Source organism: Pseudomonas sp. PNPG3, assembly GCF_023093815.1.
GTDB classification, from domain to species: domain Bacteria; phylum Pseudomonadota; class Gammaproteobacteria; order Pseudomonadales; family Pseudomonadaceae; genus Aquipseudomonas; species Aquipseudomonas asiatica.
On the sequence record NZ_JALLKV010000016.1, the window covers coordinates 19,086 to 42,648 of the forward strand.

Sequence of the window (23,563 nt, forward strand, 5' to 3'; positions counted from 1 at the left end):
CTATTGCCTTAGCTTAGCTGTTTGCCGGCGGCGGGTGAAAGCACTGTGCTTGTATCGGGATATTAAGTTCGACCAGATGTCGCAAAGCCCTTGCCGGATGACCAGGCGGATGCCGTCGGGGGCCAAGTCAGGTAGAATGCGCGCCCGATTTATGGAGACCAACATGACCCTGCTCAAATTCAGCGATGTGTCCCTCGCATTCGGCGCCATGCCGCTGCTGGACAAAGTGTCCTGGCAGATCGCTCGTGGCGAGCGGGTGTGCATCATCGGCCGCAACGGCACCGGCAAGTCGAGCATGCTGCGCCTGGTCAAGGGCGAGCAGAAGGGCGACGACGGCGAAATCTGGCGTGTCCCGGGCCTGAAGATCGGCGAGCTGCCGCAGGAGCTGCCGGTGGCCGACGAGCGCACGGTGTTCGATGTGGTGGCCGCAGGCCTGGATGGTGTGGGCGATCTGCTGGCGCAGTTCCATCACCTGAGCCTGAACATCCAGGGTGATGAAGACCTGGAAAAACTCATGCACGTCCAGCACGAGCTGGAAGCCCGTGACGGCTGGCGCCTGCAGCAGGTGGTGGAAAGCACCCTCAGCCGCCTGCAGCTGCCGGCCGACAAGACCCTGGCCGAACTGTCCGGTGGCTGGCGCCGCCGCGTGCTGCTGGCCCAGGCGCTGGTGTCGGAGCCCGACCTGCTGCTGCTCGACGAGCCGACCAACCACCTGGACATCGGTGCCATCGCCTGGCTCGAAGAGGCCCTGCGCGGCTTCAATGGCGCGGTATTGTTCATCACCCACGACCGTTCGTTCCTGCAGAACCTGGCCACCCGCATCCTGGAACTGGACCGCGGCGGCCTGATCGACTGGAACGGCGACTATGCCAGCTTCCTGGTGCACAAGGAGGCCGCACTGGCCGCCGAGGAAACCGCCAACGCGTTGTTCGACAAGCGTCTGGCCCAGGAAGAGGTATGGATTCGCCAGGGCATCAAGGCCCGCCGTACCCGCAACGAAGGCCGCGTACGCGCACTGAAGGCCCTGCGCGTGGAGCGCAGCGAACGCCGCGAGCGCCAGGGCAAGGCCAACATCCAGATCGAGGCGGCGGAAAAGTCCGGCAAGCAGGTAATGGTGCTGGAGAACGTCAGCTTCCATCACCCGGAAGGGCCTGTGCTGGTCAAGGACTTCTCCATGGTCCTGCAGCGTGAGGACCGCATCGGCCTGCTGGGCGCGAATGGTACCGGCAAGACCACGTTGCTAAAGCTGATGCTCGGTGACCTGGAGCCGACCGCAGGCAAGGTCGAGCGCGGCACCAAGCTGGAAGTGGCCTATTTCGACCAGATGCGCCACCAACTCGACCTGGAAAAGACCGTTATCGACAACCTGGCCGAAGGCCGGGACTTCATCGAGATCGACGGCCAGAACCGCCATGTGCTGAGCTACCTGGGCGATTTCCTGTTCAGCCCTCAGCGTGCCCGTACGCCGGTAAAGGCGCTGTCGGGTGGCGAGCGTGCACGGCTGTTGCTGGCCAAGCTGTTCAGCAAGCCGGCCAACCTGCTGGTGCTTGACGAGCCGACCAACGACCTGGACGTGGAAACCCTCGAGCTGCTCGAGGAGGTGCTGTCCAACTACAAGGGCACCGTGCTGATGGTCAGCCACGACCGGGCCTTCCTCGACAACGTCGTCACCAGCACCCTGGTGTTCGAAGGCGAGGGCAAGGTGCGTGAATACGTCGGTGGTTACGAGGACTGGATTCGCCAAGGGGGCTCGCCGAAGCTGTTGGGCGTGACCGAGAGCAAGGGCGGCAAGTCCGAGCTCAACAGCGCGGTGGTGGAGAAGGTAGAGGCCAAGCCGGCGCCTGCGCAGGTTGCAGTGGTGGCTGATGGTTCGAAGAAGAAGCTCAGCTACAAGCTGCAACGTGAGCTGGAAATGCTGCCGGGGCAGATCGACGAGCTGGAGCAGCGCATGGCCGAGGCCCAGGAAGAAGTGAATGCGGCGGGCTTCTATCAGCGGCCGATTGCGGAAACCTCGGCAGTGCTGGCCAAGATCGAGAAGCTGCAGGGTGAGCTGGATGTGCTGGTGGAGCGCTGGGCCGAGCTGGAAGGCTGATCGGCGTTAGCCTGGCCCGGCCTGTTCGCGGGTGAACCCGCTCCCACAAGGACCGCACCGCTGTTGAACGCGGTGCAGTACCTGTGGGAGCGGGTTCACCCGCGAAAGGGCCGGCACCGGTTGAATCATTCCTTCTTCTGCAAGCGCACCGCCAGTACATCGCAGGGCGCCCCATGCAGCACGTCATTGGCCGTGGACCCCAGCAGCAACGCCAGGCCATGACGGCCATGGCTGCCGACCACGATCAGGTCGCACTTCTGGTCCTTGGCCAGTTGGTGAATCTCCTGGCGCGGCTGGCCATAGGTCAGGTGCGAGTCGCCGCGGTGGATGTCCGGGTATTTGTTGAACAGGCGGTCCATGCGGTCCTTGGCCTGGTCGAACTGCTGCTGTTGCAGCTGCGACAGGTCCATCGGCACGTCGCCGCCGAACGCCATGGCCATCGGCTCGACGATGTGTACCAGCGAAACCTTGGCATTCGACGGCGCGGCCAGCGCCATGGCGCGTTTGATCACCGGGTCGCATTCTTCGGTCAGGTCGACGGCGACCAGAAGATGTTCGTAGGACATGAGCGGAACTCCTGACAATCGCGATAGAAGAAGTATGGTCGCTTTCGGGCGGGTCTTCCGTGAAAAATGGCTAACCAGCTCATTTGCAACGTTTTATGGGAACTACTGATATGACGGTATTGCTGGTGGTGTCAATCCTCGCGCTGATTCTCAGCCCGCTTTCCTGGCTGCGCACCTCGCGCAAGCAGAGCGAGCAGATGAAGCTGCGCCTGGAGGCTCGGCGCATGGGTTTGGCCATGCAGCTGGCGCCGCAGCAGTGGCCGCACTGGCTGGAAAAGGAACCGCCAAGCCCGTGCCCGCAATACCACCGGGCCCGTCGCCGCGGGCATGAGGACAGCTTCAGCTTCTGGCAGATCACCCCGGGGGTGTGGTGGAACCAGTGGCGTGAGCCCTGCGAGGACCCACGCTTCATGGAGGCCTTGGCGCGCTTGCCGGCGAGTGTCTACAAGGTCGAGGCCGATGCCCGGATGATCGCGCTGTACTGGACCGAGCGGGGTGATACCGCTGTGTTGCAGGATATTGCCCACGTCCTCGAAACCCTGGCCTGAAATTTGCCTTTGCGCGGCCCCTGTGGGAGCGGGTTTACCCGCGAAAAAGGCGACTCGGTGGATGGCACCGGCTTTGCCGGTGTTCGCGGGTAAACCCGCTCCCACAGGGCCCCGCTAAGCCCTCCCATTGGTCTTCTCATCCGAAGGCAAGCACATAACGACAAAGCGGCGGCTTGGCCGACCCCTGAAGGGGTGGGGTGCCAAGTCGCCGCTTTGCGTTCTGCTGCGCAGAAAAGGCCAGGCAGGCCGGGTATGCATTCAAGCAAGTGCCAGTGTAGCCGTTCAAGGCCGCCGCGCAAGGTAAAAGCTGCACCATTCTTCTGCGGTTCATGGTCAATCGCCGACATGAATGGTCAGCAATCACTGTCATCATGTTTTGTACCGGGACGCTACAAAATGACCGGAAAGTCGTGTTTTCACCTTGCTCGCGAGCATTTGACAACGCCGATCTTTTCGGAGAATGTGTGCACACCCAAATCAAACGGGCGTATGAATTGAGCGTTTGTATGTCATGACGCCAAGCCATACTTCCGACTAGCGCGCTGACGGGTGTGCCTGGGGCAGGGCAGCTAGGCCTGCTTTTGCTGCAGCGATCGGCGTGTACAGTTCAGCTTCCATATCGTGGAGATCAGTTGATGATTTACGAAGGTAAAGCCATCACGGTTAAGGCTCTTGAAAGTGGCATCGTCGAGCTCAAGTTCGACCTCAAGGGTGAGTCCGTCAACAAGTTCAACCGCCTGACCCTGAACGAACTGCGCCAGGCCGTCGATGCCATCAAGGCCGACGCCTCGGTCAAGGGCGTGATCGTCAGCAGTGGCAAGGACGTGTTCATCGTCGGCGCCGACATCACCGAGTTCGTCGACAACTTCAAGCTGCCCGAGGCCGAACTGGTCGCCGGCAACCTGGAAGCCAATCGCATTTTCAACGCCTTCGAAGACCTCGAAGTGCCGACCGTCGCCGCCATCAACGGCATCGCCCTGGGCGGCGGCCTGGAAATGTGCCTGGCCGCCGACTACCGGGTCATGTCCACCAGCGCCAAGATTGGCCTGCCGGAAGTCAAACTGGGTATCTACCCGGGCTTCGGCGGTACCGTGCGCCTGCCGCGCCTGATCGGTTCGGACAACGCCATCGAATGGATCGCCGCCGGCAAGGAAAACCGTGCCGAGGACGCCCTGAAAGTGGGTGCCGTCGACGCCGTGGTCGCGCCTCAACTGCTGATGGCCGGTGCCCTTGACCTGGTCAAGCGCGCCATCAGTGGCGAGCTGGACTACAAGGCCAAGCGCCAGCCCAAGCTGGAAAAGCTCAAGCTCAATGCCATCGAGCAGATGATGGCCTTCGAGACTGCCAAGGGCTTCGTCGCCGGCCAGGCCGGCCCTAACTACCCAGCCCCGGTCGAAGCCATCAAGACCATCCAGAAGGCTGCCAACTTCGGTCGTGACAAGGCCCTGGAAGTGGAAGCCGCAGGCTTCGCCAAGCTGGCCAAGACCTCGGTTGCCGAAAGCCTGATCGGCCTGTTCCTCAACGACCAGGAACTCAAGCGCAAGGCCAAGGCGCATGACGAAATCGCCCACGACGTGAAGCAGGCCGCCGTGCTCGGCGCCGGCATCATGGGTGGCGGCATCGCCTACCAGTCGGCGGTCAAGGGCACCCCGATCCTGATGAAGGATATCCGCGAGGAAGCCATCCAGCTGGGCCTGAACGAGGCCTCCAAGCTGCTCGGCAATCGCGTCGAGAAGGGCCGCCTGACCCCGGCCAAGATGGCCGAGGCACTCAACGCCATTCGCCCGACCCTGTCCTATGGCGATTTCGCCAATGTCGACATCGTCGTCGAGGCCGTGGTCGAAAACCCGAAAGTCAAGCAGGCCGTGCTGGCTGAAGTGGAAGCCCAGGTGAAGGACGATGCGATCCTCGCTTCCAACACCTCGACCATTTCCATCAACCTGCTGGCCAAGGCGCTCAAGCGCCCGGAAAACTTCGTCGGCATGCACTTCTTCAACCCGGTGCACATGATGCCGCTGGTGGAAGTCATCCGTGGCGAGAAGTCCAGTGAAGTGGCGGTTGCCACCACCGTGGCCTACGCCAAGAAAATGGGCAAGAACCCGATCGTGGTCAACGACTGCCCGGGCTTCCTGGTCAACCGCGTGCTGTTCCCGTACTTCGGCGGCTTCGCCAAGCTGGTAAGCGCCGGTGTCGACTTCGTGCGTATCGACAAGGTCATGGAAAAGTTCGGCTGGCCGATGGGCCCGGCGTACCTGATGGACGTGGTCGGCATCGACACCGGCCACCACGGCCGCGACGTGATGGCCGAAGGCTTCCCGGACCGCATGAAGGACGAGCGCCGCTCGGCCGTTGACGCACTTTACGAGGCCAACCGCCTGGGCCAGAAGAACGGCAAGGGCTTCTACGCCTACGAAACCGACAAGCGCGGCAAGCCGAAGAAGGTCGCCGACGCCACCGTGCTCGACGTGCTCAAGCCGATCGTCTTCGAGCAGCGTGAAGTCACCGACGAAGACATCATCAACTGGATGATGATCCCGCTGTGCCTGGAGACCGTGCGCTGCCTCGAAGACGGCATCGTCGAAACCGCTGCCGAAGCCGACATGGGCCTGGTCTACGGCATTGGCTTCCCTCCCTTCCGCGGTGGTGCGCTGCGCTACATCGACTCGATCGGTGTGGCCGAATTCGTTGCCCTGGCCGATCAATACGCCGACCTGGGGCCGCTGTACCACCCGACCGCCAAGCTGCGTGAAATGGCCAAGAACGGCCAGCGCTTCTTCAACTGAGCGGTCAACGAGCTAGAGCGAGAGATTTGATATGAGCCTGAATCCAAGAGACGTGGTGATTGTCGACTTCGGTCGCACGCCGATGGGCCGCTCCAAGGGTGGCATGCACCGCAATACCCGCGCCGAAGACATGTCGGCGCACCTGATCAGCAAGCTGTTGGAACGCAACGACAAGGTCGACCCGAAAGAAGTCGAGGACGTGATCTGGGGCTGCGTCAACCAGACCCTCGAGCAGGGCTGGAACATCGCCCGCATGGCCTCGCTGATGACCCAGATCCCGCACACCTCCGCGGCGCAGACCGTCAGCCGCCTGTGCGGCTCGTCGATGAGCGCGCTGCACACCGCCGCCCAGGCGATCATGACCGGCAACGGTGATGTATTCGTGGTCGGTGGCGTGGAACACATGGGCCACGTCAGCATGATGCATGGCGTCGACCCCAACCCGCACCTGTCCTTGCATGCCGCCAAGGCTTCCGGGATGATGGGCCTGACCGCGGAAATGCTCGGCAAGATGCACGGCATCACCCGTGAGCAGCAGGACCTGTTCGGCCTGCGTTCGCACCAGCTGGCCCACAAGGCCACGGTAGAAGGCAAGTTCAAGGATGAAATCATCCCGATGCAGGGCTACGACGAGAACGGCTTCCTGAAGGTGTTCGATTTCGACGAAACCATTCGCCCGGAAACCACCCTCGAAGGCCTGGCGTCGCTGAAGCCGGCGTTCAACCCGAAAGGCGGTACCGTCACTGCCGGTACCTCGTCGCAGATCACCGACGGTGCATCGTGCATGATCGTCATGTCCGGCCAGCGCGCCATGGACCTGGGTATCCAGCCATTGGCGGTCATCCGTTCCATGGCGGTAGCTGGTGTCGATCCGGCAATCATGGGCTACGGCCCGGTGCCGTCGACCCAGAAAGCCCTCAAGCGTGCTGGCCTGACCATGGCCGACATCGACTTCATCGAGCTCAACGAAGCCTTCGCTGCACAGGCCCTGCCAGTGCTGAAAGACTTGAAAGTACTCGACAAGATGGATGAGAAGGTTAACCTGCACGGCGGCGCCATTGCCTTGGGCCACCCGTTCGGTTGCTCCGGGGCACGGATTTCCGGCACCCTGCTCAACGTCATGAAGCAGAATGGCGGTACCCTGGGGGTGGCGACCATGTGTGTCGGCCTCGGCCAAGGTATCACCACTGTCTTCGAACGCGTCTGATCGCGTAGCGGGACAGCGACCGGGGCCTTGTGCCCCGGTTTTGTTTTTTACAGGTTTTATTCAAGAGGGTGGGCAACATGCAGATACAACCAGGCGTATACCGGCATTACAAAGGGCCTGAGTACCGTGTCTTCAGTGTTGCGCGGCACTCCGAGAGCGAAGAGTGGATGGTGTTCTACCAATGCCTGTATGGTGATTACAGCTTCTGGGTACGGCCACTTTCGATGTTCCAGGAGTCCGTCGAGGTTGACGGCGAGCAGGTGCCACGCTTTGCTTTGGTCAAGGCCGAAGAGGGGCTGCCCGGGTTGCTGGGCAAGTCGCACGAGTGATAGTCCGAACTTGACCTCACACTTTTGCCACTATATATAGCGGTGCCGCGTCTGGCACCTGACGCGTTTTTCATCTTCAGATTCAGGAATACTCCGATCCATGGGCAAATCGCTGGTCATTGTGGAATCCCCGGCCAAGGCCAAGACCATCAACAAGTACCTGGGCAACCAGTACGTGGTGAAGTCGAGTATCGGCCATATCCGAGACCTCCCCACCAGCGGTTCGGCCAGCGCCAGCAAAGAGCCAGCCGCCAAGCGTGGCAAGGCCGCGGGTGAGGCTCCGGCCCTGTCGCCGAAGGAAAAGGCCCGCCGCCAGCTGGTGGCACGCATGGGCGTCGACCCCGACCACGGCTGGAAGGCCAAGTACGAGATCCTGCCTGGCAAGGAAAAGGTGATCGAAGAGCTGCGCCGCCTGGCGAAGGATGCCGACACCATCTATCTCGCAACCGACTTGGACCGCGAAGGGGAAGCCATTGCCTGGCACCTGCGCGAGGCCATCGGCGGCGACGACACCCGCTACAAGCGCGTGGTGTTCAACGAAATCACCAAGAAGGCCATCCAGGAAGCCTTCTCGCAGCCGGGCGAGCTGGATATCGACCGGGTCAACGCGCAGCAGGCGCGGCGTTTCCTCGACCGCGTGGTCGGCTACATGGTTTCGCCGCTGCTGTGGGCCAAGATCGCACGTGGCCTGTCCGCCGGCCGTGTACAGTCGGTGGCGGTGAAGCTGGTGGTGGAGCGCGAGCGTGAAATCCGCGCGTTCATCCCGGAAGAGTACTGGGAAATCCACGCCGACCTCGGCACCGCCAAGAACGCCAAGGTGCGTTTCGAAGTGGCCCGCGAGAAGGGTGAGGCCTTCAAGCCGCTGAACGAAGCCCAGGCCATGGCCGCGCTGGAGAAGCTCAAGGCTTCCAGCTACAGCGTGGTCAAGCGCGAAGACCGCCCGACCAGCAGCAAGCCTTCGGCACCGTTCATTACCTCCACCTTGCAGCAGGCCGCCAGCAACCGCCTGGGCTTCGGTGTGAAGAAAACCATGATGATGGCCCAGCGCTTGTACGAAGCCGGCTACATCACCTACATGCGTACCGACTCGACCAACCTGTCGGCCGACGCCCTGGATATGGCGCGCAGCTACATCGAGCGCGAGTTCGGCAAGCAGTACCTGCCCGAGGCACCGCTGGTGTACGGCAGCAAGGAAGGCGCCCAGGAGGCGCACGAAGCGATTCGTCCTTCCGACGTAAACACCCACCCGAGCAAGCTCAGTGGCATGGAGCGTGACGCCGAGCGCCTGTATGAGCTGATCTGGCGCCAGTTCCTGGCCTGCCAGATGCCGCCGGCGCAATACCTGTCCACCAGCGTCACCGTGGCTGCAGGCGACTTCGAGTTGCGTGCCAAGGGCCGTATCCTCAAGTTCGACGGTTACACCCGTGTGCTGCCGCAACAGAGCAAGCCTGGCGAAGACGACGTGTTGCCGGAAATGGTCCAGGGCGAAGCGCTGAAGCTGATCCAGATCGACCCGAGCCAGCACTTCACCAAGCCACCGGCGCGCTTCACCGAAGCCAGCCTGGTCAAGGAAATGGAAAAGCGTGGCATCGGTCGCCCGTCGACCTATGCGGCGATCATTTCGACCATTCAGGACCGTGGCTATGTGACTCTGCACAACCGCCGCTTCTATTCCGAGAAGATGGGCGACATCGTCACCGAGCGCCTGTCCGAAAGCTTCTCCAACCTGATGGACTACGGCTTTACCGCCGACATGGAAGAGAACCTCGACGACGTGGCCCAGGGCGAGCGTGACTGGAAGAACGTGCTCGACGAGTTCTACGGCGATTTCAGCAAGAAGCTGCAGACTGCCGAGTCCAACGAAGACGGCATGCGTGCCAACCAGCCGACCATGACCAACATTCCGTGCAAGGAATGTGGCCGGCCGATGATGATCCGCACCGCTTCCACCGGCGTGTTCCTCGGTTGCTCGGGCTACAGCCTGCCGCCGAAAGAGCGCTGCAAGGCCACCGTCAACCTGGTGCCGGGCGACGAGATTGCCGCCGACGACGAGGGCGAATCGGAATCCCGCGTGTTGCTGGGCAAGCACCGCTGCCCGATCTGCGCCACGGCGATGGATGCCTACCTGCTGGACGAGAAGCACAAGCTGCACATCTGCGGTAACAACCCGGATTGCGCTGGCTACGAGATCGAGGAAGGCAACTACCGCATCAAGGGTTACGAAGGGCCGAGCCTGGAGTGCGACAAGTGTGGCAGCGAGATGCAGTTGAAGACTGGCCGCTTCGGCAAGTTCTTCGGTTGCACCAACCCGGCGTGCAAGAACACTCGCAAACTGCTCAAGAGCGGCGAGGCGGCGCCACCGAAGATGGACAAGGTGGACATGCCAGAGCTCAAGTGCGAGAAGGTCGACGATACCTACGTGCTGCGTGATGGCGCTTCGGGGCTGTTCCTGGCAGCCAGCCAGTTCCCCAAGAATCGCGAAACCCGTGCACCGCTGGTGCTGGAAATCGTTCCACACAAACACGAGATTGATCCGAAGTACCACTTCCTGTGCGATGCGCCGCAGAAAGACCCGGAAGGCCGCCCTGCAGTGATCCGCTACAGCCGCAAGACCAAGGAGCAGTACGTGCAGTCCGAGGTTGATGGCAAGCCGACCGGCTGGAAGGCGTTCTACGACGGCAATGCGTGGAAGGTTGAAGACAAGCGCTGATCTGTCAGTGCTGTAATTGGGGCCGCTTTGCGCCCCTTCGCGGGCTTGCCCGCTCCTACAGGTACAGCGCAGGCCTTGGGCTTGATGCAATTCCTGTGGGGGCAGGCAAGCCTGCGAAGGGGCGCAAAGCGGCCCCAATCATTTATGATGCAGCTATCCGCCTTGCAGCCTTAGGGAGGTCACTGAAATGGCCCAGGAACTCTACACCCGCACCAATCAGAAACTGTTCTTTGCCGGCCTCGCCCTGGAGTCCATGGCCAAGGCCGAACAAAGCCAGGCCATGAATGCACAAGGCCTGGTCCAGGCCGAACGCGAGTCGGCGCTGTTCCATCTCTACGGCGCATTGCTGGGCCTGTGTCATGAAATTGGTGGCTTCTACCGCCTGCCAGTTGTTGCAACGGTCGAGCAGGCACTGGCCGACGATGCCCTGAATGGCATCGCCATCCCGGAAGTGGCCGAGCTGTTGGAGCTGGCCCGCCAGCGCGAAACCTGGCTGGCACAAATGCTTGGTGCTTATGCCGATTTGTTCCGACCACCGGTCGCGAAAAAAACGCCGAAAACCGACGTTACCCAGCCATTGATCCAGGCGGTCAATCTCGATGAGCCCGAGCATCCGGCGCTGTCGCGTGCCGAACTGGAAAGCTGGCGCAGCGACCTCAAAGGCCTGGTGAGACGTTTCCGTGACGCGTTGAGTGAGTGCTGATAGCTGCTACGGCTGGTACAATGCTGGCCTTTCGCGGAGAACTGCCATTTATGTCTACGTCGTTTCTGGAAATTGTCGAGTTGCCTGATGGCCGCATCGAACTGCGTCGCGCCGAGGATGAGGGCTCTCTGGTAACCCTGGATTTCTCGGAAGACGCCAAGGCGTTCCTGCAGGGTCAGCATGTGGAAGTGGCCAAGGCCATGCTCAGCGTGGGCGTACAGATGGCCGGTCGCCTGATGGATGGCGAGCTTGAGCGTGATGAAGGGCCGCGTGTGCTGCACTGAGGTGCAGCAGGGCATCAGGTTTCATGCAGTGACAGGCAAAGCCTGAACATCAGCCGAGGCGGATGTTCAGGCTTTGTGCGTTTCCGGCACTGGCAGCGCGCAGCAATTGCTGGCGCGCAGTGGCGTTGACATTGCTCAGCCAGCTGACGACGGTGTGGCTGCGGCCCAGACGCAAGGCTTCGCAGGCCAGTTGAAGCGGGCTTTGATTGCCACGAGGTTGCAGCAGCAGGATGCGTTCACGGTTGAGCCCGGCATCGCGCAGCCAGGCCTGGGTCAGGCTCGACGGCGGGGCGATCAAGGTCAGCCAGCGGGTCTCGTCCTCTTCGCTCAGTTCGCGCAGTACGGGTGCCAGCAGGCTTTGGCAATGCCCGGGGGCTCCGCGCAGCGACAGTTCGCTGAACAGCTCGGGCTGGCTGCTCTTGCGCGCCACTTCGCTGGCTTTCAGGCCAGGCAGTACGGGCTGGGCGAGGAATGCTTCGAACAATGGCAACTGAGCTTGCTCGGGTACGTGAATGAACTGCTGCATGACGCCTCCTGGATCAGCGGCGAATGACGCCGACGCTCAAGCCCTCGATCACCAGCTCCTGTTCTTTCAGGTCGACTTCGATGGGGGCGAATTCGGGGTTTTCGGCAAGCAGCCACACCTTGCTGCCTTCGCGCTTGAAGCGCTTGACGGTGACTTCGTCGCCGATGCGGGCCACGACGATCTGGCCATTGCGGGCTTCGCGGCAGGTGTGTACCGCCAGCAGGTCGCCATCGAAGATGCCGACGTCCTTCATGCTCATGCCGTGTACGCGCAGCAGATAGTCGGCCTGGGGGTGGAAGAAGTCGGGGTTGATGTTGCAGGATTGCTCGATGTGCTGTTCGGCAAGGATCGGCGCACCGGCGGCAACCCGGCCGATGATCGGCAGGCCGCTTTCTTCGGCCTTGGCTTCCAGGCCGGGGATGCGAATACCACGGGAGGCGCCCGGGGTCATCTCGATCGCGCCCTTGCGGGCGAGGGCCTTGAGGTGTTCCTCGGCGGCGTTGGGCGACTTGAAGCCCAGCTCCTGAGCAATCTCGGCGCGCGTCGGCGGGAAGCCGTTGTCTTCCAGGCAACGCTTGATGAACGCGAGAATTTCGGCTTGGCGTGGCGTCAGTTTCAACATGGTGAGCGCTCTGTCTTTTTGTACAGTGACTGGAATTATATACAGTACTGGATGCGCTGCAAGCCAAAACCTGCAATAAACAGCAGCAATGGCGCTTGCAGCCGCCCTCCTGGCGCTTTTAAATGGCGACCGGCCGGTCACCGAGCCTTGACAGAAGCAGGGCTGAAACGTATGTTTCAAACACCTGTTTGTCTGGCGGAGTAGTCGGAGTAGTCATGGCCCAATCGGAAACCGTTGAACGCATTCTCGATGCTGCCGAGCAGCTGTTCGCGGAAAGGGGGTTCGCAGAAACCTCGTTGCGGCTGATTACCAGCAAGGCCGGGGTCAACCTGGCGGCGGTCAACTATCACTTCGGCTCCAAGAAGGCCCTGATCCAGGCAGTGTTTTCGCGCTTCCTCGGGCCGTTCTGCGCCAGCCTCGAACGTGAGCTGGAGCGGCGCCAGGCCAAGCCTGAGCACAAGCCGAGCCTCGAGGAGCTGCTGGAAATGCTGGTCGAGCAGGCTTTGGCCGTGCAGCCGCGCAGCAACAACGACCTGTCGATCTTCATGCGCCTGCTGGGCCTGGCCTTCAGCCAGAGCCAGGGCCACCTGCGGCGTTACCTGGAAGACATGTACGGCAAGGTGTTCCGCCGCTACATGCTACTGGTCAACGAGGCCGCGCCGCGCATTCCTCCGCTGGAGCTGTTCTGGCGCGTGCACTTCATGCTTGGTGCTGCCGCCTTCAGCATGTCTGGTATCAAGGCCCTGCGGGCGATTGCCGAAACCGATTTCGGCATCAATACCTCGATCGAGCAGGTAATGCGCCTGATGGTGCCGTTCCTGGCTGCGGGCATGCGTGCCGATAGCGGTGTAACCGACGACGCCATGGCCGCCGCGCAGCTGCGCCCGCGCACCAAGACCAGCGCAGGCGCCACCACCGCCAAGGCCTGAAGGCTGGGCGGGGCAGGGCGCTTCGGCTAAGCTAGCGCCCATGCCTGACCTCGACTTCCTGCACATTTCCCTCGCCGATCAGCGCCTTTATGGTTTTGCCGATGGCCAGCTGCGCGTACGCCTGCCGGTTTCAACGGCGCGCAACGGCGCCGGCGAGCGCAACGGCTCGGGTTGCACGCCGTGTGGCTTGCACCAGGTGCGAGCGAAGATCGGCGCGGGCTTGCCGCTGAATGCGGTATTGGCCGGGCGGCGCTGGACCGGCGAGGTGTGGTCGCCGGCCTTGCATGCGCAATACCCCGGCCGGGACTGGATCCTCACCCGCATCCTCTGGCTTAGTGGCTGCGAGCCGGGTGTCAACCGCCTGGGTGCGGTCGACACCTTCCGCCGTTATATCTACCTGCACGGCACCCCGGATACGGAACCCTTGGGCGTAGCGCTGTCCCATGGATGCATACGCCTGCGCAACATCGATTTGCTAAGCCTGTTCGAGCAGGTGCCGGCCCATTGCCCGGTGCGCATCGAGCAGGCCGCCTGCCCCCAGTGGGCTTCTCTCAGTCTTCAATGAAGGATTACCCATGACTGTCAGCCTGCAAGGCTCCCTGATGGTGGATATCGCCGGTAAATGGCTGACCGCCGAAGACCGTCACCTGCTACGCCAACCTGAAGTGGCTGGCCTGATCATTTTTGCCCGCAACATCGACAGCCCGCGCCAGGTGCGTGAACTGTGCGCGTCGATCCGTGCCATCCGGCCCGACCTGATCCTGGCGGTGGACCAGGAGGGCGGCCGGGTGCAGCGCCTGCGCCAGGGCTTTGTGCGCCTGCCGGCCATGCGGGCGATAGCGGACAATGACAACGCCGAGTACCTGGCCGAGCAGTGCGGTTGGTTGATGGCGACCGAGGTGCTGGCGGTTGGCCTGGACCTCAGCTTTGCCCCGGTACTCGACCTGGACCACCAGCGCAGCGCCGTGGTGGGCAGCCGCGCCTTCGAGGGTGACCCGCTGCGTGCCACGCAACTGGCCGGGGCGTTCATCCGTGGCATGAATGCGGCGGGTATGGCGGCTTGTGGCAAGCACTTCCCGGGGCATGGCTGGGCCGAAGCGGACTCGCATGTGGCCATCCCGACCGATGAGCGCAGCCTCGAACAGCTGCGCCAGGCCGACCTGGTGCCGTTCACCCGCCTGAGCGGGCAATTGGCGGCAGTGATGCCGGCGCATGTCATCTACCCGCAGGTTGACAACCAGCCGGCTGGCTTCTCGCGGCGCTGGTTGCAGGACATCCTGCGTGGCGAGCTGGGTTTCGACGGGGTGATCTTCAGTGACGATTTGTCGATGGCCGGCGCACATGTTGTCGGGGATGCGGCGAGCCGCATCGAAGCAGCACTGAGCGCCGGTTGTGATATGGGGCTGGTTTGCAATGATCGGGCGGCTGCGGAGCTGGCACTGAGTGCGGCACAACGCATGAAGGTAAAACCTTCGCCACGCATCGCAGGCATGCGCGGGCAAGGGTTTGCGCGGACTGACTATCGTCAGCAGCCTCGTTGGCAGCAGGCATTGTCCGCGTTGAAGGACGCTCAACTGGTCGACTGACGAGGCTCCACCCTGCTCGGTCCGAGACAGGATCCTGCGTTTTCGATGTGCGTATTGCGTGAGTACACCGGGAAATGTGCCCCGGTGTACCAGGCAGCACGCATTCCAGAGACTCGGGCAAAGCGGAGATTTCTCCGCTTCGCCCGTAATGGGTTTCTGATATTCGATTAGAGGATTTTGTAATGACAGTTTGTATGCAGGGGGCCTTGATGGTCGATATCGAAGGCACGGGGCTGACACCTGAGGATCGTCGGTTATTGCTCCAGCCTGAAGTAGCTGGTTTGATCATCTTTGCTCGTAATATTGCCCACCCGCGTCAGGTGCGGGAGCTGTGCGCTTCCGTACGTGCTTTGCGCCCTGACCTGATCATTGCGGTCGATCAGGAAGGTGGGCGGGTGCAACGCTTGCGTGAAGGGTTCGTCAGGTTGCCATCCATGCGGCAGATCGCCCAGAGCGATGATGCCGAGCGTTTGGCCGGGCATTGTGGCTGGTTGATGGCAACCGAGGTGCTGGCGATCGGGCTGGATTTGAGTTTTGCTCCAGTGCTCGATCTGGATCATGGGCGCAGTGCGGTCATTGGTGCGCGTGCCTTCGATGGTGATCCTCAGCGTGTTACTCAGCTGGGTGGGGCGTTCATCCGTGGCATGACTGCAGCGGGCATGGCAGCATGCGGCAAGCATTTTCCTGGGCATGGCTGGGCTGAGGCCGATTCGCATGTGGCCATTCCCGTAGATGATCGCAGCCTGGATGAACTGCGCAAGACGGACCTGGTGCCATTTACCCGATTGGCACGCCAGCTGTCGGCAGTGATGCCTGCACATGTGATCTATCCCCAGGTCGATAGTAAGCCCGCCGGTTTTTCGAGGCGCTGGCTTCAGGACATTCTCAGGGGGGAGCTTGGCTTCGATGGCGTGATTTTCAGTGATGATCTGTCCATGGCCGGTGCCCATGTGGTCGGAGATGTTGCTGGTCGCGTCGAGGCTGCTTTCGGTGCGGGATGTGACGTGGGCCTGGTATGTAATGACCGGGCTTCGGCAGAGCTCGCTCTGCTGGCTGCGCAGCGCTTGAAAGTCAAGCCATCGCCGCGCCTTGCTCGGATGCGAGGCTTCAGTTTTGCGCGCACTGACTATCGCCAGCAGCCGCGGTGGCTGGAGGCGTTGGGGGCGTTGCGAGAGGCGCAGTTGGTCGATTGACCGCGCCGGCCCCTTCGCGGGCATGCCCGCTCCCACAGGTACGGCACCGCCCTTGAGGGCACTGATCTCCCTGTGGGAGCGGGTTTACCCGCGAAGGGGCCGGTACAGGCAGCGAAGGATTCTGGGCTACCGCCCGCGCTTCCCGGGCAGCGGCGCAAACAGCGCTTCGATCTCTTCATCCCCCAGCCGCCATTGCCCGGCCTGCCCGCCATCCAGCAGGCTCGCCGCCAGCGCCGCCTTCTCCTGCTGCAACAGCTGGATCTTTTCTTCCACCGTTCCCCGGGTGATCAGCTTGAACACGAATACCGGCTTGTCCTGGCCAATGCGGTAGGCGCGGTCGGTAGCCTGGTTTTCGCTGGCCGGGTTCCACCAGGGGTCGAAGTGGATCACCGTGTCCGCGGCTGTCAGGTTCAAGCCCACGCCACCCGCCTTGAGGCTGATCAGGAACACTTCGCTGTCACCCTGCTGGAACTGCTGCACCGGCGTGCGCCGGTCGCGGGTGTCGCCGGTCAGCAGGCTGTAGCGAATCTTGCGCTTCTCCAGTTCCTGCTCGATCAACGCCAGCATCGAGGTGAACTGCGAGAACAGCAGCACCCGGCGCCCTTCGCTCAGCAACTCTTCGAGCATTTCCAGCAGCGCGCCCAGTTTGCCCTTGTCGGCCTGGTTGCCTTTGCTTTCCACCCCTTTGACCAGGCGCAGGTCGCAGCATACCTGGCGCAGCTTGAGCAGGGCGTCGAGGATGACGATCTGACTGCGCGCGGCGCCATTGCGGGCGATTTCATCGCGGACTTTCTTGTCCATGGCCACCCGCACGGCCTCGTAGGTGTCACGCTGGGCATCGCTAAGCTCGACCCAGTGCACCATCTCGGTCTTGGCCGGCAGCTCGGTCGCCACCTGCTCCTTGGTGCGGCGCAGCAGGAACGGGCGGATGCGGCTGGCCAGGTGGGCCATGCGCTCGCTGTCGCCGTGGCGCTCGATCGGTGTGCGGTAGTCCTGGTTGAAGCGCTTCAGGTCACCCAGCCAGCCAGGCATGAGGAAGTGGAAAATCGACCACAGCTCGCCCAGGTTGTTTTCCATTGGCGTGCCGGTCAGGCAGACGCGCTGATTGGCCCGCAGCTCGCAAACTGCGAGGGCGGCCTTGCTAGTGCTGCTCTTGATATTCTGCGCCTCGTCCAGCACCAGCACATGCCAGGCATGGGCGCGCAGGTGCTCGAGGTCGCGCGGCACCAGGGCATAGGTGGTCAGGACCAGGTCGTATTCGTGCAATTTGGCGAAATGCTTGCTGCGCCCCGGGCCTTGCAGGGCCAGCACGCGCAGCCCGGGGGCGAAGCGTTGGGCTTCGTCCAGCCAGTTGGGCACCAGGCTGGTCGGCATCACCGCCAGGGCTGGAGCGCTCAGGCGCCCGGACTGTTTTTCCAGCAGCAGGTGTGCCAGGGCCTGCAGTGTCTTGCCCAGCCCCATGTCGTCGCCGAGGATGCCGCCGGTGCCCATCTCGCGCAGCGCCTGTAGCCAGTTCAGGCCCTGTTGCTGGTAAGGGCGCAGGCTTGCCTGCAACCCGGTCGGCGGTTCTACCTGCAAGTCACGGGCATCGCGCAGGCGTCGGCCCAGGTCGCGTACATGCTCGCCACCTTCCCAGTGCAAAGGAAGGCTGTCGATTTCATTCAGGCGTGCGGCATCGGCACGGTCCAGGCGCAGGGAGGGGCCAGCGGCGTCTTCGTGCAGGTACAGTTCGCCCAGGGTGCCCATCACTGCCTTGATGCGGCCATAGGGCAAGGCAACGCGCAGGGCCGGGGCATCGAGGCGACCACGGTTGAGGTCGATCAGCAGGTGCTCGTCGTCACTGCGCCGGGCCAGTTCGCTAGGGCGCAGCAGTTCCGGGTTGCTGCGCAGCAGCTGCAGCACGATCGGCAGCAGGCTGTGGCGCTGGCCATCGACCACAATGCCCAGCTCCAGGTCGAACCATTCATGGCCGGGCGCTTCGTCGATGGTGGCGTACCAGTCATCCACCTCCTGCAGGTTGAAAGCGAAGTCACGGTGGATGTCGATGTCCCAACCTGCTTCGCGCAGGCGCGGCAGGCCTTCTCGGGCAAAGCGCAGCCAGGCTTCGTCATCGGGCAACTGGAGCATCTCGCCGGCACTGTCTGGCAGGGCCTTGCTCTGCCGGGTGGCGGCCTTGAAACCGAGGTCGCGCAGCACCTTGCGAAGCGCCTGTTCGGCCTGGGGCTGGCGGCGGATGCGCTGGCAGGTATCGCCGACCAGGCGGGTCAGCGGCTTGTCGTCGCTGCCGCTGGTTCGCAGGCCGTCGTAGTCGAATGCCAGCGCGGCACGGTGTTGCATCTGCCGTTGCATGCGGCCGGTCTTGGGCATGTAGGCGCTGAATTCGAGGCTGCCCAGGGTCAGGTACGGCCTGGGTTGCAGGTCGTCAATGAGTTGTTCGTCCAGCGTGGTCGGCGTAGGGAGTTGGTGGTTCAAGGCGTTGAGCTTGTGGCTGAGGGGCACGACAAGGTGTTCCGGAACGTCAGGAGCGATGGTCAGTTGCAGGGCAATGTGCGGATCGAGGCTGTGCTCGAGCTTGCCCACCACGCTGCCGGTGAAATCGAAATAGTAAAGTGGCAGCAGCGCAATCACGCAGTTCAGCGGCGTTTCACCGTGGTACCAGATGCCCCGATAGTGACCATTGTCCAGCCGCACCCAGCGAAACTCGGCCGCAAGCGTAGGGCCCTCGCGCAGCAGGGGCTTGTTTTCGTCAAAGAGCATGCGGCCGGTATCCAGCGCGCGCTGGAACAGTTCGCCGCCTTCCCGGCCTTTGAGCTGGTAGCCGCGGTCCTGGCTGCCGGCCTGATTGAGCGCCGAAAGCAGGCGCAAGATGCGGATATCGTCTTCCTTGACGAAGCGCGGGGGTTCGTAAAGGAAATCGTAGAGTGACTGCACACGGCTATAGCGAACGCCCTGGTCTTCGCGAGTGCCTTTGCGTACCCGCAGCGCGCAGCCGGGCTCATCGGTCAGCCTGAGTTGGTAGCAAACCATGCGCCCACGTTTGTCTTGGGTTTCGGCAGGCTCCTGCGCAGGCTGTTCGAGACCTTTCAGCCAGCGCTGCAGATCGGCCGGTAATGCGTCACCATGACTTTTTATCGTTGCCTGTTGTTCGCTAAGGACGAACAGCGCGGCGGCGCAATGCTTGCAGTTATGCCCCACGGGGCAGCTGCACTGGCCGCGTACATGGCAGCGGCCAGCCAGGGCGGTGAGGGTTATCTTCTGCCGATAAGGGCTGCCCTCGCTGCCACGACAGCTGGCTTCGACGAGCGCGCCGATGCAGCTTTCGATCTCTACCCGGTCTTCCCGGGCGTAACGCTCGCCGCGTTGCAGGACCGGGCCGGTGAACGACTGGGTCCAGTTCGGGTACTCGCGCAGCAACTGGAGAGCGTCACGGCTCATTGCATCACTGCTCCATCATCTCCGGGTCCATTACCGGCATTTTAGGCGTACCTGGTGGTGTCACCTTCAGCAGCACCGCCAGGTGCCCGCCATCGAGGAAGGTCAGCTGGCCGCCCTTGACGTTGCTGTTGCTCTGCTTGAACTGCTCGCTTTGCAGCACGCTGCCGTTACCGTCCAGCTGGTTGACCCAGAAATTGGCCTCGACCGCGATGAAACGGCCCTCGGCGATGCTCAGGTTGCCTTCGATGGGGAAGTGCCCAAACTGCTCGACGCCTTCACCCAAGGCGATGCGGCTGGGCTCGCTGCCCACTTGCTGCTGCCAGGCCTTGTGCAGCAGCACGGTGTAGTCGGCGGTGGCTTCCAGGCGGGTGGCTTCGTCTTCCAGCGCCAGACGGCGCTCGGCGTCCTTTTCCAGGCGCGGAGCGCCGGCGCTCCAGTCTTCCGGGGCGAACGGGCTGGTAAAGGCGGGCACGCTGTTCTGCCGCACCAGGATCATTTCCACCTGATACAGGCCTTCGGCGAAGGCGGCCGGGGCGAACAGCGCCAGCAGCAGGGTCAGGCAACGGATGGCACGCATGGGTCTTCCTTAGGCAGGCTGTGGGGTCAGGCGCTCGAACAGCGCCTCCAGGGTATTGAAACGTTCGTCGGGGCGTTCCATGGGCACCAGGAAACGGAACTGGGTGGCGCCTTCGAACTTGTAGCGTTTGGGCTGGCCCTGAATCAGCTTGATCAGGGTCAGCGGGTCGACCGGGGTCTCGGCCTCGAACTCGATCTTGCCGCCGTTGGGGCCGGCGTCGACTTTCTTGATGCCGAGCTTTTCCGCGTGCAGCTTGAGCGAGGTCAGGCGCATCAGGTTCTTGGTCGGCTCGGGCAGCAGGCCGAAGCGGTCGATCATTTCCACCTGCAGGTCCTTGAGGCCTTCTTCATCGGCAGCCGAGGCAATGCGCTTGTACAGGATCAGCCGTGCATGCACGTCGGGCAGGTAGTCCTCGGGGATCAGTGCCGGCAGGCGCAGGTTGATTTCCGGTCCGCCGCCCAGCGGCTGCTCAAGGTTGGGCTGGGTGCCCTTGCGGATCGCCTTGACCGCGCGTTCGAGCATTTCCATGTACAAGGTAAAGCCCACCGCCTGGATCTGCCCGCTCTGGCCTTCGCCCAGCAACTCACCGGCGCCGCGAATCTCCAGGTCGTTGGTGGCCAGCACGAAGCCGGCACCGAGGTCCTGGGTGTTGGCGATCGCCTCCAGGCGTTTTTCGGCGTCGGCGCTGACCTTCTGCCGGGTTGGCGTCAGCAAGTAGGCGTAGGCCTGGTGGTGGCTTCGGCCAACACGGCCGCGCAACTGGTGCAGCTGGGCCAGGCCGAACTTGTCGGCACGCTCGATGACGATCGTGTTGGCGCTGGGCACGTCGATGCCGGTTTCGATGATGGTCGAGGCCACCAGCACGTTGAAGCGCTTGTGGTAGAAATCGCTCATCACCTGTTCCAGCTCGCGCTCGCGCATCTGCCCGTGGCCGATGCCGATGCGCGCCTCTGGCACCAGTTCGGCAAGGTCGGCGGCGCATTTCTCGATGGTTTTCACATCGTTGTGCAGGTAGTACACCTGGCCACCGCGCAGCAGCTCGCGCAGCAGCGCCTCCTTGACCGTGCTCTTGTTCTGCTCCATGACGAAGGTGCGTACCGACAGGCGGCGCGCCGGTGGCGTGGCGATGATCGACAGGTCGCGCATGCCCGCCACCGCCATGTTCAGGGTACGCGGGATCGGCGTGGCGGTGAGGGTGAGGATGTCCACTTCGCTGCGCAGGGCCTTGAGCTGTTCCTTCTGGCGCACGCCAAAGCGGTGCTCTTCGTCGATGATGGCCAGGCCAAGGTCCTTGAAGCGTACATCGTCCTGCAGCAGCTTGTGGGTGCCGATAAGGATGTCGATCTTGCCTTCGGCCAGCTCGGCGGCGGCGTTGGCCACTTCCTTGGCCGACTTGAAGCGGCTCATCACCTCCACGGTCACCGGCCAGTCGGCAAAGCGGTCGCGGAAGCTGTTGTAGTGCTGCTGGGCGAGCAGGGTGGTGGGTACCAGCACGGCCACCTGGCGGCCGCTGTGTACGGCGATGAACGCTGCGCGCATGGCGACTTCGGTCTTGCCGAAGCCGACGTCGCCGCACACCAGGCGGTCCATCGGCTTGGGCGCCAGCATGTCGGCACGCACGGCTTCGATGGCAGCCTGTTGATCCGGGGTTTCCTCGAACGGGAAGCCGGCGCTGAAGGTGGCGTAGTCGGCGGACGGGTCGGCAAATGCATAGCCTTTGCGCGCGGCGCGGCGGGCATAGATATCGAGCAGTTCGGCGGCGACGTCGCGCACTTGTTCGGCGGCCTTGCGCTTGGCCTTCTGCCAGGCCTCCGAGCCCAGCCGGTGCAGCGGTGCCAGGGCATCGTCGCTGCCAGTGTAGCGGGCGATCAGGTGCAGGTTGGCCACCGGCACGTACAGCTTGGCACCCTCGGCATACTCCAGGGTGAGGAATTCGGCGGCCTGGCCGTCGATTTCCAGGGTGGCCAGGCCCAGGTAACGGCCCACACCATGGTCGATGTGCACCACCGGCGCGCCTTCGCGCAGCTCGGTCAGGTTCTTGATCACCGCGTCGTTGGCGGTTTCGCCGCGCTTGTCGCGGCGCCGGCGCTGCATGACCCGCTGGCCGAACAGCGGGCTTTCGGCGATCAGGGCCAGGCCTGGGTCGTCCAGCAGCAGGCCTTCGTCCAGTGGGGCGATGGTGATTGCCAGGCGTTCGCTGCCGGTGATGAAGTCGGCCCAGCCGTCGACGGTATGCGGGCGCAGTTTCAGCCGCTCGAGCAGCTCCAGCAGCACTTCGCGGCGGCCCGCCGATTCGGCGGTGAACAACACCCGGCCGGGGAACTGGTCGAGGAAGTTGGCCAGTTCGGCCAGGGGCTGGTTGGCCTTGGCTTCGATTGCCAGGTTGGGCAGGGCGCGTGCCGGGAAGCGCTCGCGACCCACGCCCGGGTCGAGGTCTTCGGTGCTGACCACTACCCGTGGCCATTGCTTGAGCCGGGCAAAGCAGTCTTCCACCGGCAGGAACAGCTCGGCCGGCGGCAGCAGCGGCCGGCTCAGGTCGCCACGGCGGTCTTCATAACGCCCGCGCACGTCGTTCCAGAAGTGTTCGGCGGCCTGTTCCACGCCGGGCAGCGAGAACACCTGGGTGTCGGCCGGCAGGTAGTCGAACAGGGTCGAGGTTTCTTCGAAGAACAGCGGCAGGTAGTACTCGATGCCGGCGGGGATGATGCCGCTGGCCAGGTCCTGGAAGATCGCGCTGCGGCGGAAGTCGACATCGAAGCGCTCGCGGAAGCGCGCCTTGAAGCGGGTCACTTCCTCTTTCTGCATCGGGAACTCGCGCGCCGGCAGCAGGCGCACCGAATCCACCTTGTCGATCGAGCGCTGGGTCTCGGGGTCGAAGGTGCGCAGCGTCTCGATCTCGTCATCGAACAGGTCGATACGGTAGGGCAGCTTGCTGCCCATCGGGAACAGGTCGATCAACGCGCCGCGCACGGCGAACTCGCCATGCTCGTAGACGGTGTCGACGCAGCGATAGCCACTGGCCTCCAAGCGCAGGCGCATTTGATCCACGTCGATGGTCTGGCCCACGTCCAGCACCAGGCTGCTGCCCAGCAGGAAGCGGGTCGGCGCCAGGCGGTGCAGGGCGGTGGTGACCGGCACCACGAGGATGCCGTGGCTCAGCTCGGGCAGGCGGTAGAGGCTGGCGATGCGCTGGGAAATGATGTCCTGGTGCGGCGAGAACAGGTCGTAGGGCAGGGTTTCCCAATCAGGGAACGGCAGCACCGGCAGGTCCGGGGCAAAGAAGCGAAGTTCCTGTTCCAGACGATCGGCAGCCTGGCTGTCGGCAGTCAGCAGCAAAGTGAAGCGGCCCGCGCTGCTGGCGGCCTCGGCGATGGCCAGGCTGAGGGCGGCACCGGGTAGATTGCCCCAGGTTTGTTTGCCGGCCGTGGCCGACATTTGCGGTAGGCGCAGAACTGACACGGGAGATTGCACTC

At 63.1% G+C, this 23,563-nt stretch carries 18 protein-coding genes; 12 read left to right on the plus strand and 6 right to left on the minus strand.

Features of this window, described 5'->3' with window-relative positions; genetic code table 11:
* Positions 1–163 precede the first annotated feature (163 nt).
* On the plus strand, positions 164–2,092 hold the full coding sequence (locus MJ643_RS12980) for an ATP-binding cassette domain-containing protein (RefSeq protein ID WP_247726838.1): 1,929 nt from the start codon (positions 164–166) through the stop codon (positions 2,090–2,092).
* A gap of 125 nt (positions 2,093–2,217) precedes the next feature.
* Here the strand turns inward: MJ643_RS12980 and MJ643_RS12985 are convergent, their stop codons facing one another.
* A complete protein-coding gene (locus MJ643_RS12985; protein WP_208209294.1) occupies positions 2,218–2,658 on the minus strand; it encodes a universal stress protein in 441 nt (146 codons plus the stop codon).
* 110 nt (positions 2,659–2,768) lie between these two features.
* On the opposite strand from MJ643_RS12985, the gene MJ643_RS12990 reads away from it, so the two are divergent.
* The 7 genes from MJ643_RS12990 (at position 2,769) to MJ643_RS13020 (ending at position 11,222) form a co-directional block, all read left to right on the plus strand.
* The gene (locus MJ643_RS12990) at positions 2,769–3,206 is read left to right on the plus strand and encodes a hypothetical protein (RefSeq protein WP_013971710.1); all 438 of its coding nucleotides are present in this window, start codon (positions 2,769–2,771) and stop codon (positions 3,204–3,206) included.
* A 635-nt stretch (positions 3,207–3,841) separates the two neighbouring features.
* Positions 3,842–5,989, plus strand: coding sequence for a fatty acid oxidation complex subunit alpha FadB (gene fadB / locus MJ643_RS12995; RefSeq protein ID WP_013971711.1), 2,148 nt, complete (start codon positions 3,842–3,844; stop codon positions 5,987–5,989).
* A gap of 31 nt (positions 5,990–6,020) precedes the next feature.
* Complete coding sequence (fadA, locus tag MJ643_RS13000) at positions 6,021–7,196, plus strand: acetyl-CoA C-acyltransferase FadA (protein ID WP_013971712.1); 1,176 nt, start codon at positions 6,021–6,023, stop codon at positions 7,194–7,196.
* Between the two features lie 77 nt (positions 7,197–7,273).
* A complete protein-coding gene (locus tag MJ643_RS13005) occupies positions 7,274–7,525 on the plus strand; it encodes a DUF1653 domain-containing protein (protein ID WP_023661154.1) in 252 nt (83 codons plus the stop codon).
* A 100-nt stretch (positions 7,526–7,625) separates the two neighbouring features.
* Positions 7,626–10,235, plus strand: coding sequence for a type I DNA topoisomerase (gene topA, locus MJ643_RS13010; protein WP_013971714.1), 2,610 nt, complete (start codon positions 7,626–7,628; stop codon positions 10,233–10,235).
* Positions 10,236–10,422: 187 nt separating this feature from the next.
* The gene (locus MJ643_RS13015) at positions 10,423–10,938 is read left to right on the plus strand and encodes a DUF6586 family protein (protein WP_013971715.1); all 516 of its coding nucleotides are present in this window, start codon (positions 10,423–10,425) and stop codon (positions 10,936–10,938) included.
* A 50-nt stretch (positions 10,939–10,988) separates the two neighbouring features.
* A complete protein-coding gene (locus tag MJ643_RS13020; protein ID WP_004376430.1) occupies positions 10,989–11,222 on the plus strand; it encodes a hypothetical protein in 234 nt (77 codons plus the stop codon).
* 49 nt (positions 11,223–11,271) lie between these two features.
* Here the strand turns inward: MJ643_RS13020 and sulA are convergent, their stop codons facing one another.
* A complete protein-coding gene (gene sulA, locus MJ643_RS13025) occupies positions 11,272–11,748 on the minus strand; it encodes an SOS-induced cell division inhibitor SulA (RefSeq protein ID WP_208209295.1) in 477 nt (158 codons plus the stop codon).
* Between the two features lie 13 nt (positions 11,749–11,761).
* Positions 11,762–12,370, minus strand: a complete 609-nt coding sequence (gene lexA, locus MJ643_RS13030; RefSeq protein WP_004376420.1) for a transcriptional repressor LexA — start codon at positions 12,368–12,370, stop codon at positions 11,762–11,764.
* Positions 12,371–12,585: 215 nt separating this feature from the next.
* Here lexA and MJ643_RS13035 point away from each other — a divergent pair, with 215 nt between their 5' ends.
* From MJ643_RS13035 to nagZ (MJ643_RS13050), 4 genes are all read left to right on the plus strand, one after another.
* Entirely contained in the window at positions 12,586–13,299 is a 714-nt protein-coding gene (locus MJ643_RS13035) for a TetR/AcrR family transcriptional regulator (RefSeq protein WP_013971718.1), read from the plus strand.
* 40 nt (positions 13,300–13,339) lie between these two features.
* Entirely contained in the window at positions 13,340–13,864 is a 525-nt protein-coding gene (locus MJ643_RS13040; RefSeq protein ID WP_013971719.1) for a L,D-transpeptidase, read from the plus strand.
* 22 nt (positions 13,865–13,886) lie between these two features.
* Entirely contained in the window at positions 13,887–14,885 is a 999-nt protein-coding gene (gene nagZ / locus MJ643_RS13045; RefSeq protein ID WP_169774649.1) for a beta-N-acetylhexosaminidase, read from the plus strand.
* A gap of 194 nt (positions 14,886–15,079) precedes the next feature.
* Entirely contained in the window at positions 15,080–16,078 is a 999-nt protein-coding gene (nagZ, locus tag MJ643_RS13050; protein ID WP_013971721.1) for a beta-N-acetylhexosaminidase, read from the plus strand.
* A 126-nt stretch (positions 16,079–16,204) separates the two neighbouring features.
* Here nagZ (MJ643_RS13050) and MJ643_RS13055 read toward each other — a convergent pair whose 3' ends face one another.
* The 3 genes from MJ643_RS13055 to mfd are packed head-to-tail and all read right to left on the minus strand — an operon-like array spanning position 16,205 to position 23,549.
* On the minus strand, positions 16,205–19,513 hold the full coding sequence (locus MJ643_RS13055) for a DEAD/DEAH box helicase (protein WP_013971722.1): 3,309 nt from the start codon (positions 19,511–19,513) through the stop codon (positions 16,205–16,207).
* A 4-nt stretch (positions 19,514–19,517) separates the two neighbouring features.
* Positions 19,518–20,090: a CsiV family protein gene (locus MJ643_RS13060; RefSeq protein WP_013971723.1), complete on the minus strand. Its 573-nt coding sequence runs from the start codon at positions 20,088–20,090 to the stop codon at positions 19,518–19,520.
* A 9-nt stretch (positions 20,091–20,099) separates the two neighbouring features.
* Positions 20,100–23,549: a transcription-repair coupling factor gene (mfd, locus tag MJ643_RS13065; RefSeq protein WP_208209296.1), complete on the minus strand. Its 3,450-nt coding sequence runs from the start codon at positions 23,547–23,549 to the stop codon at positions 20,100–20,102.
* Positions 23,550–23,563: the final 14 nt, after the last annotated feature.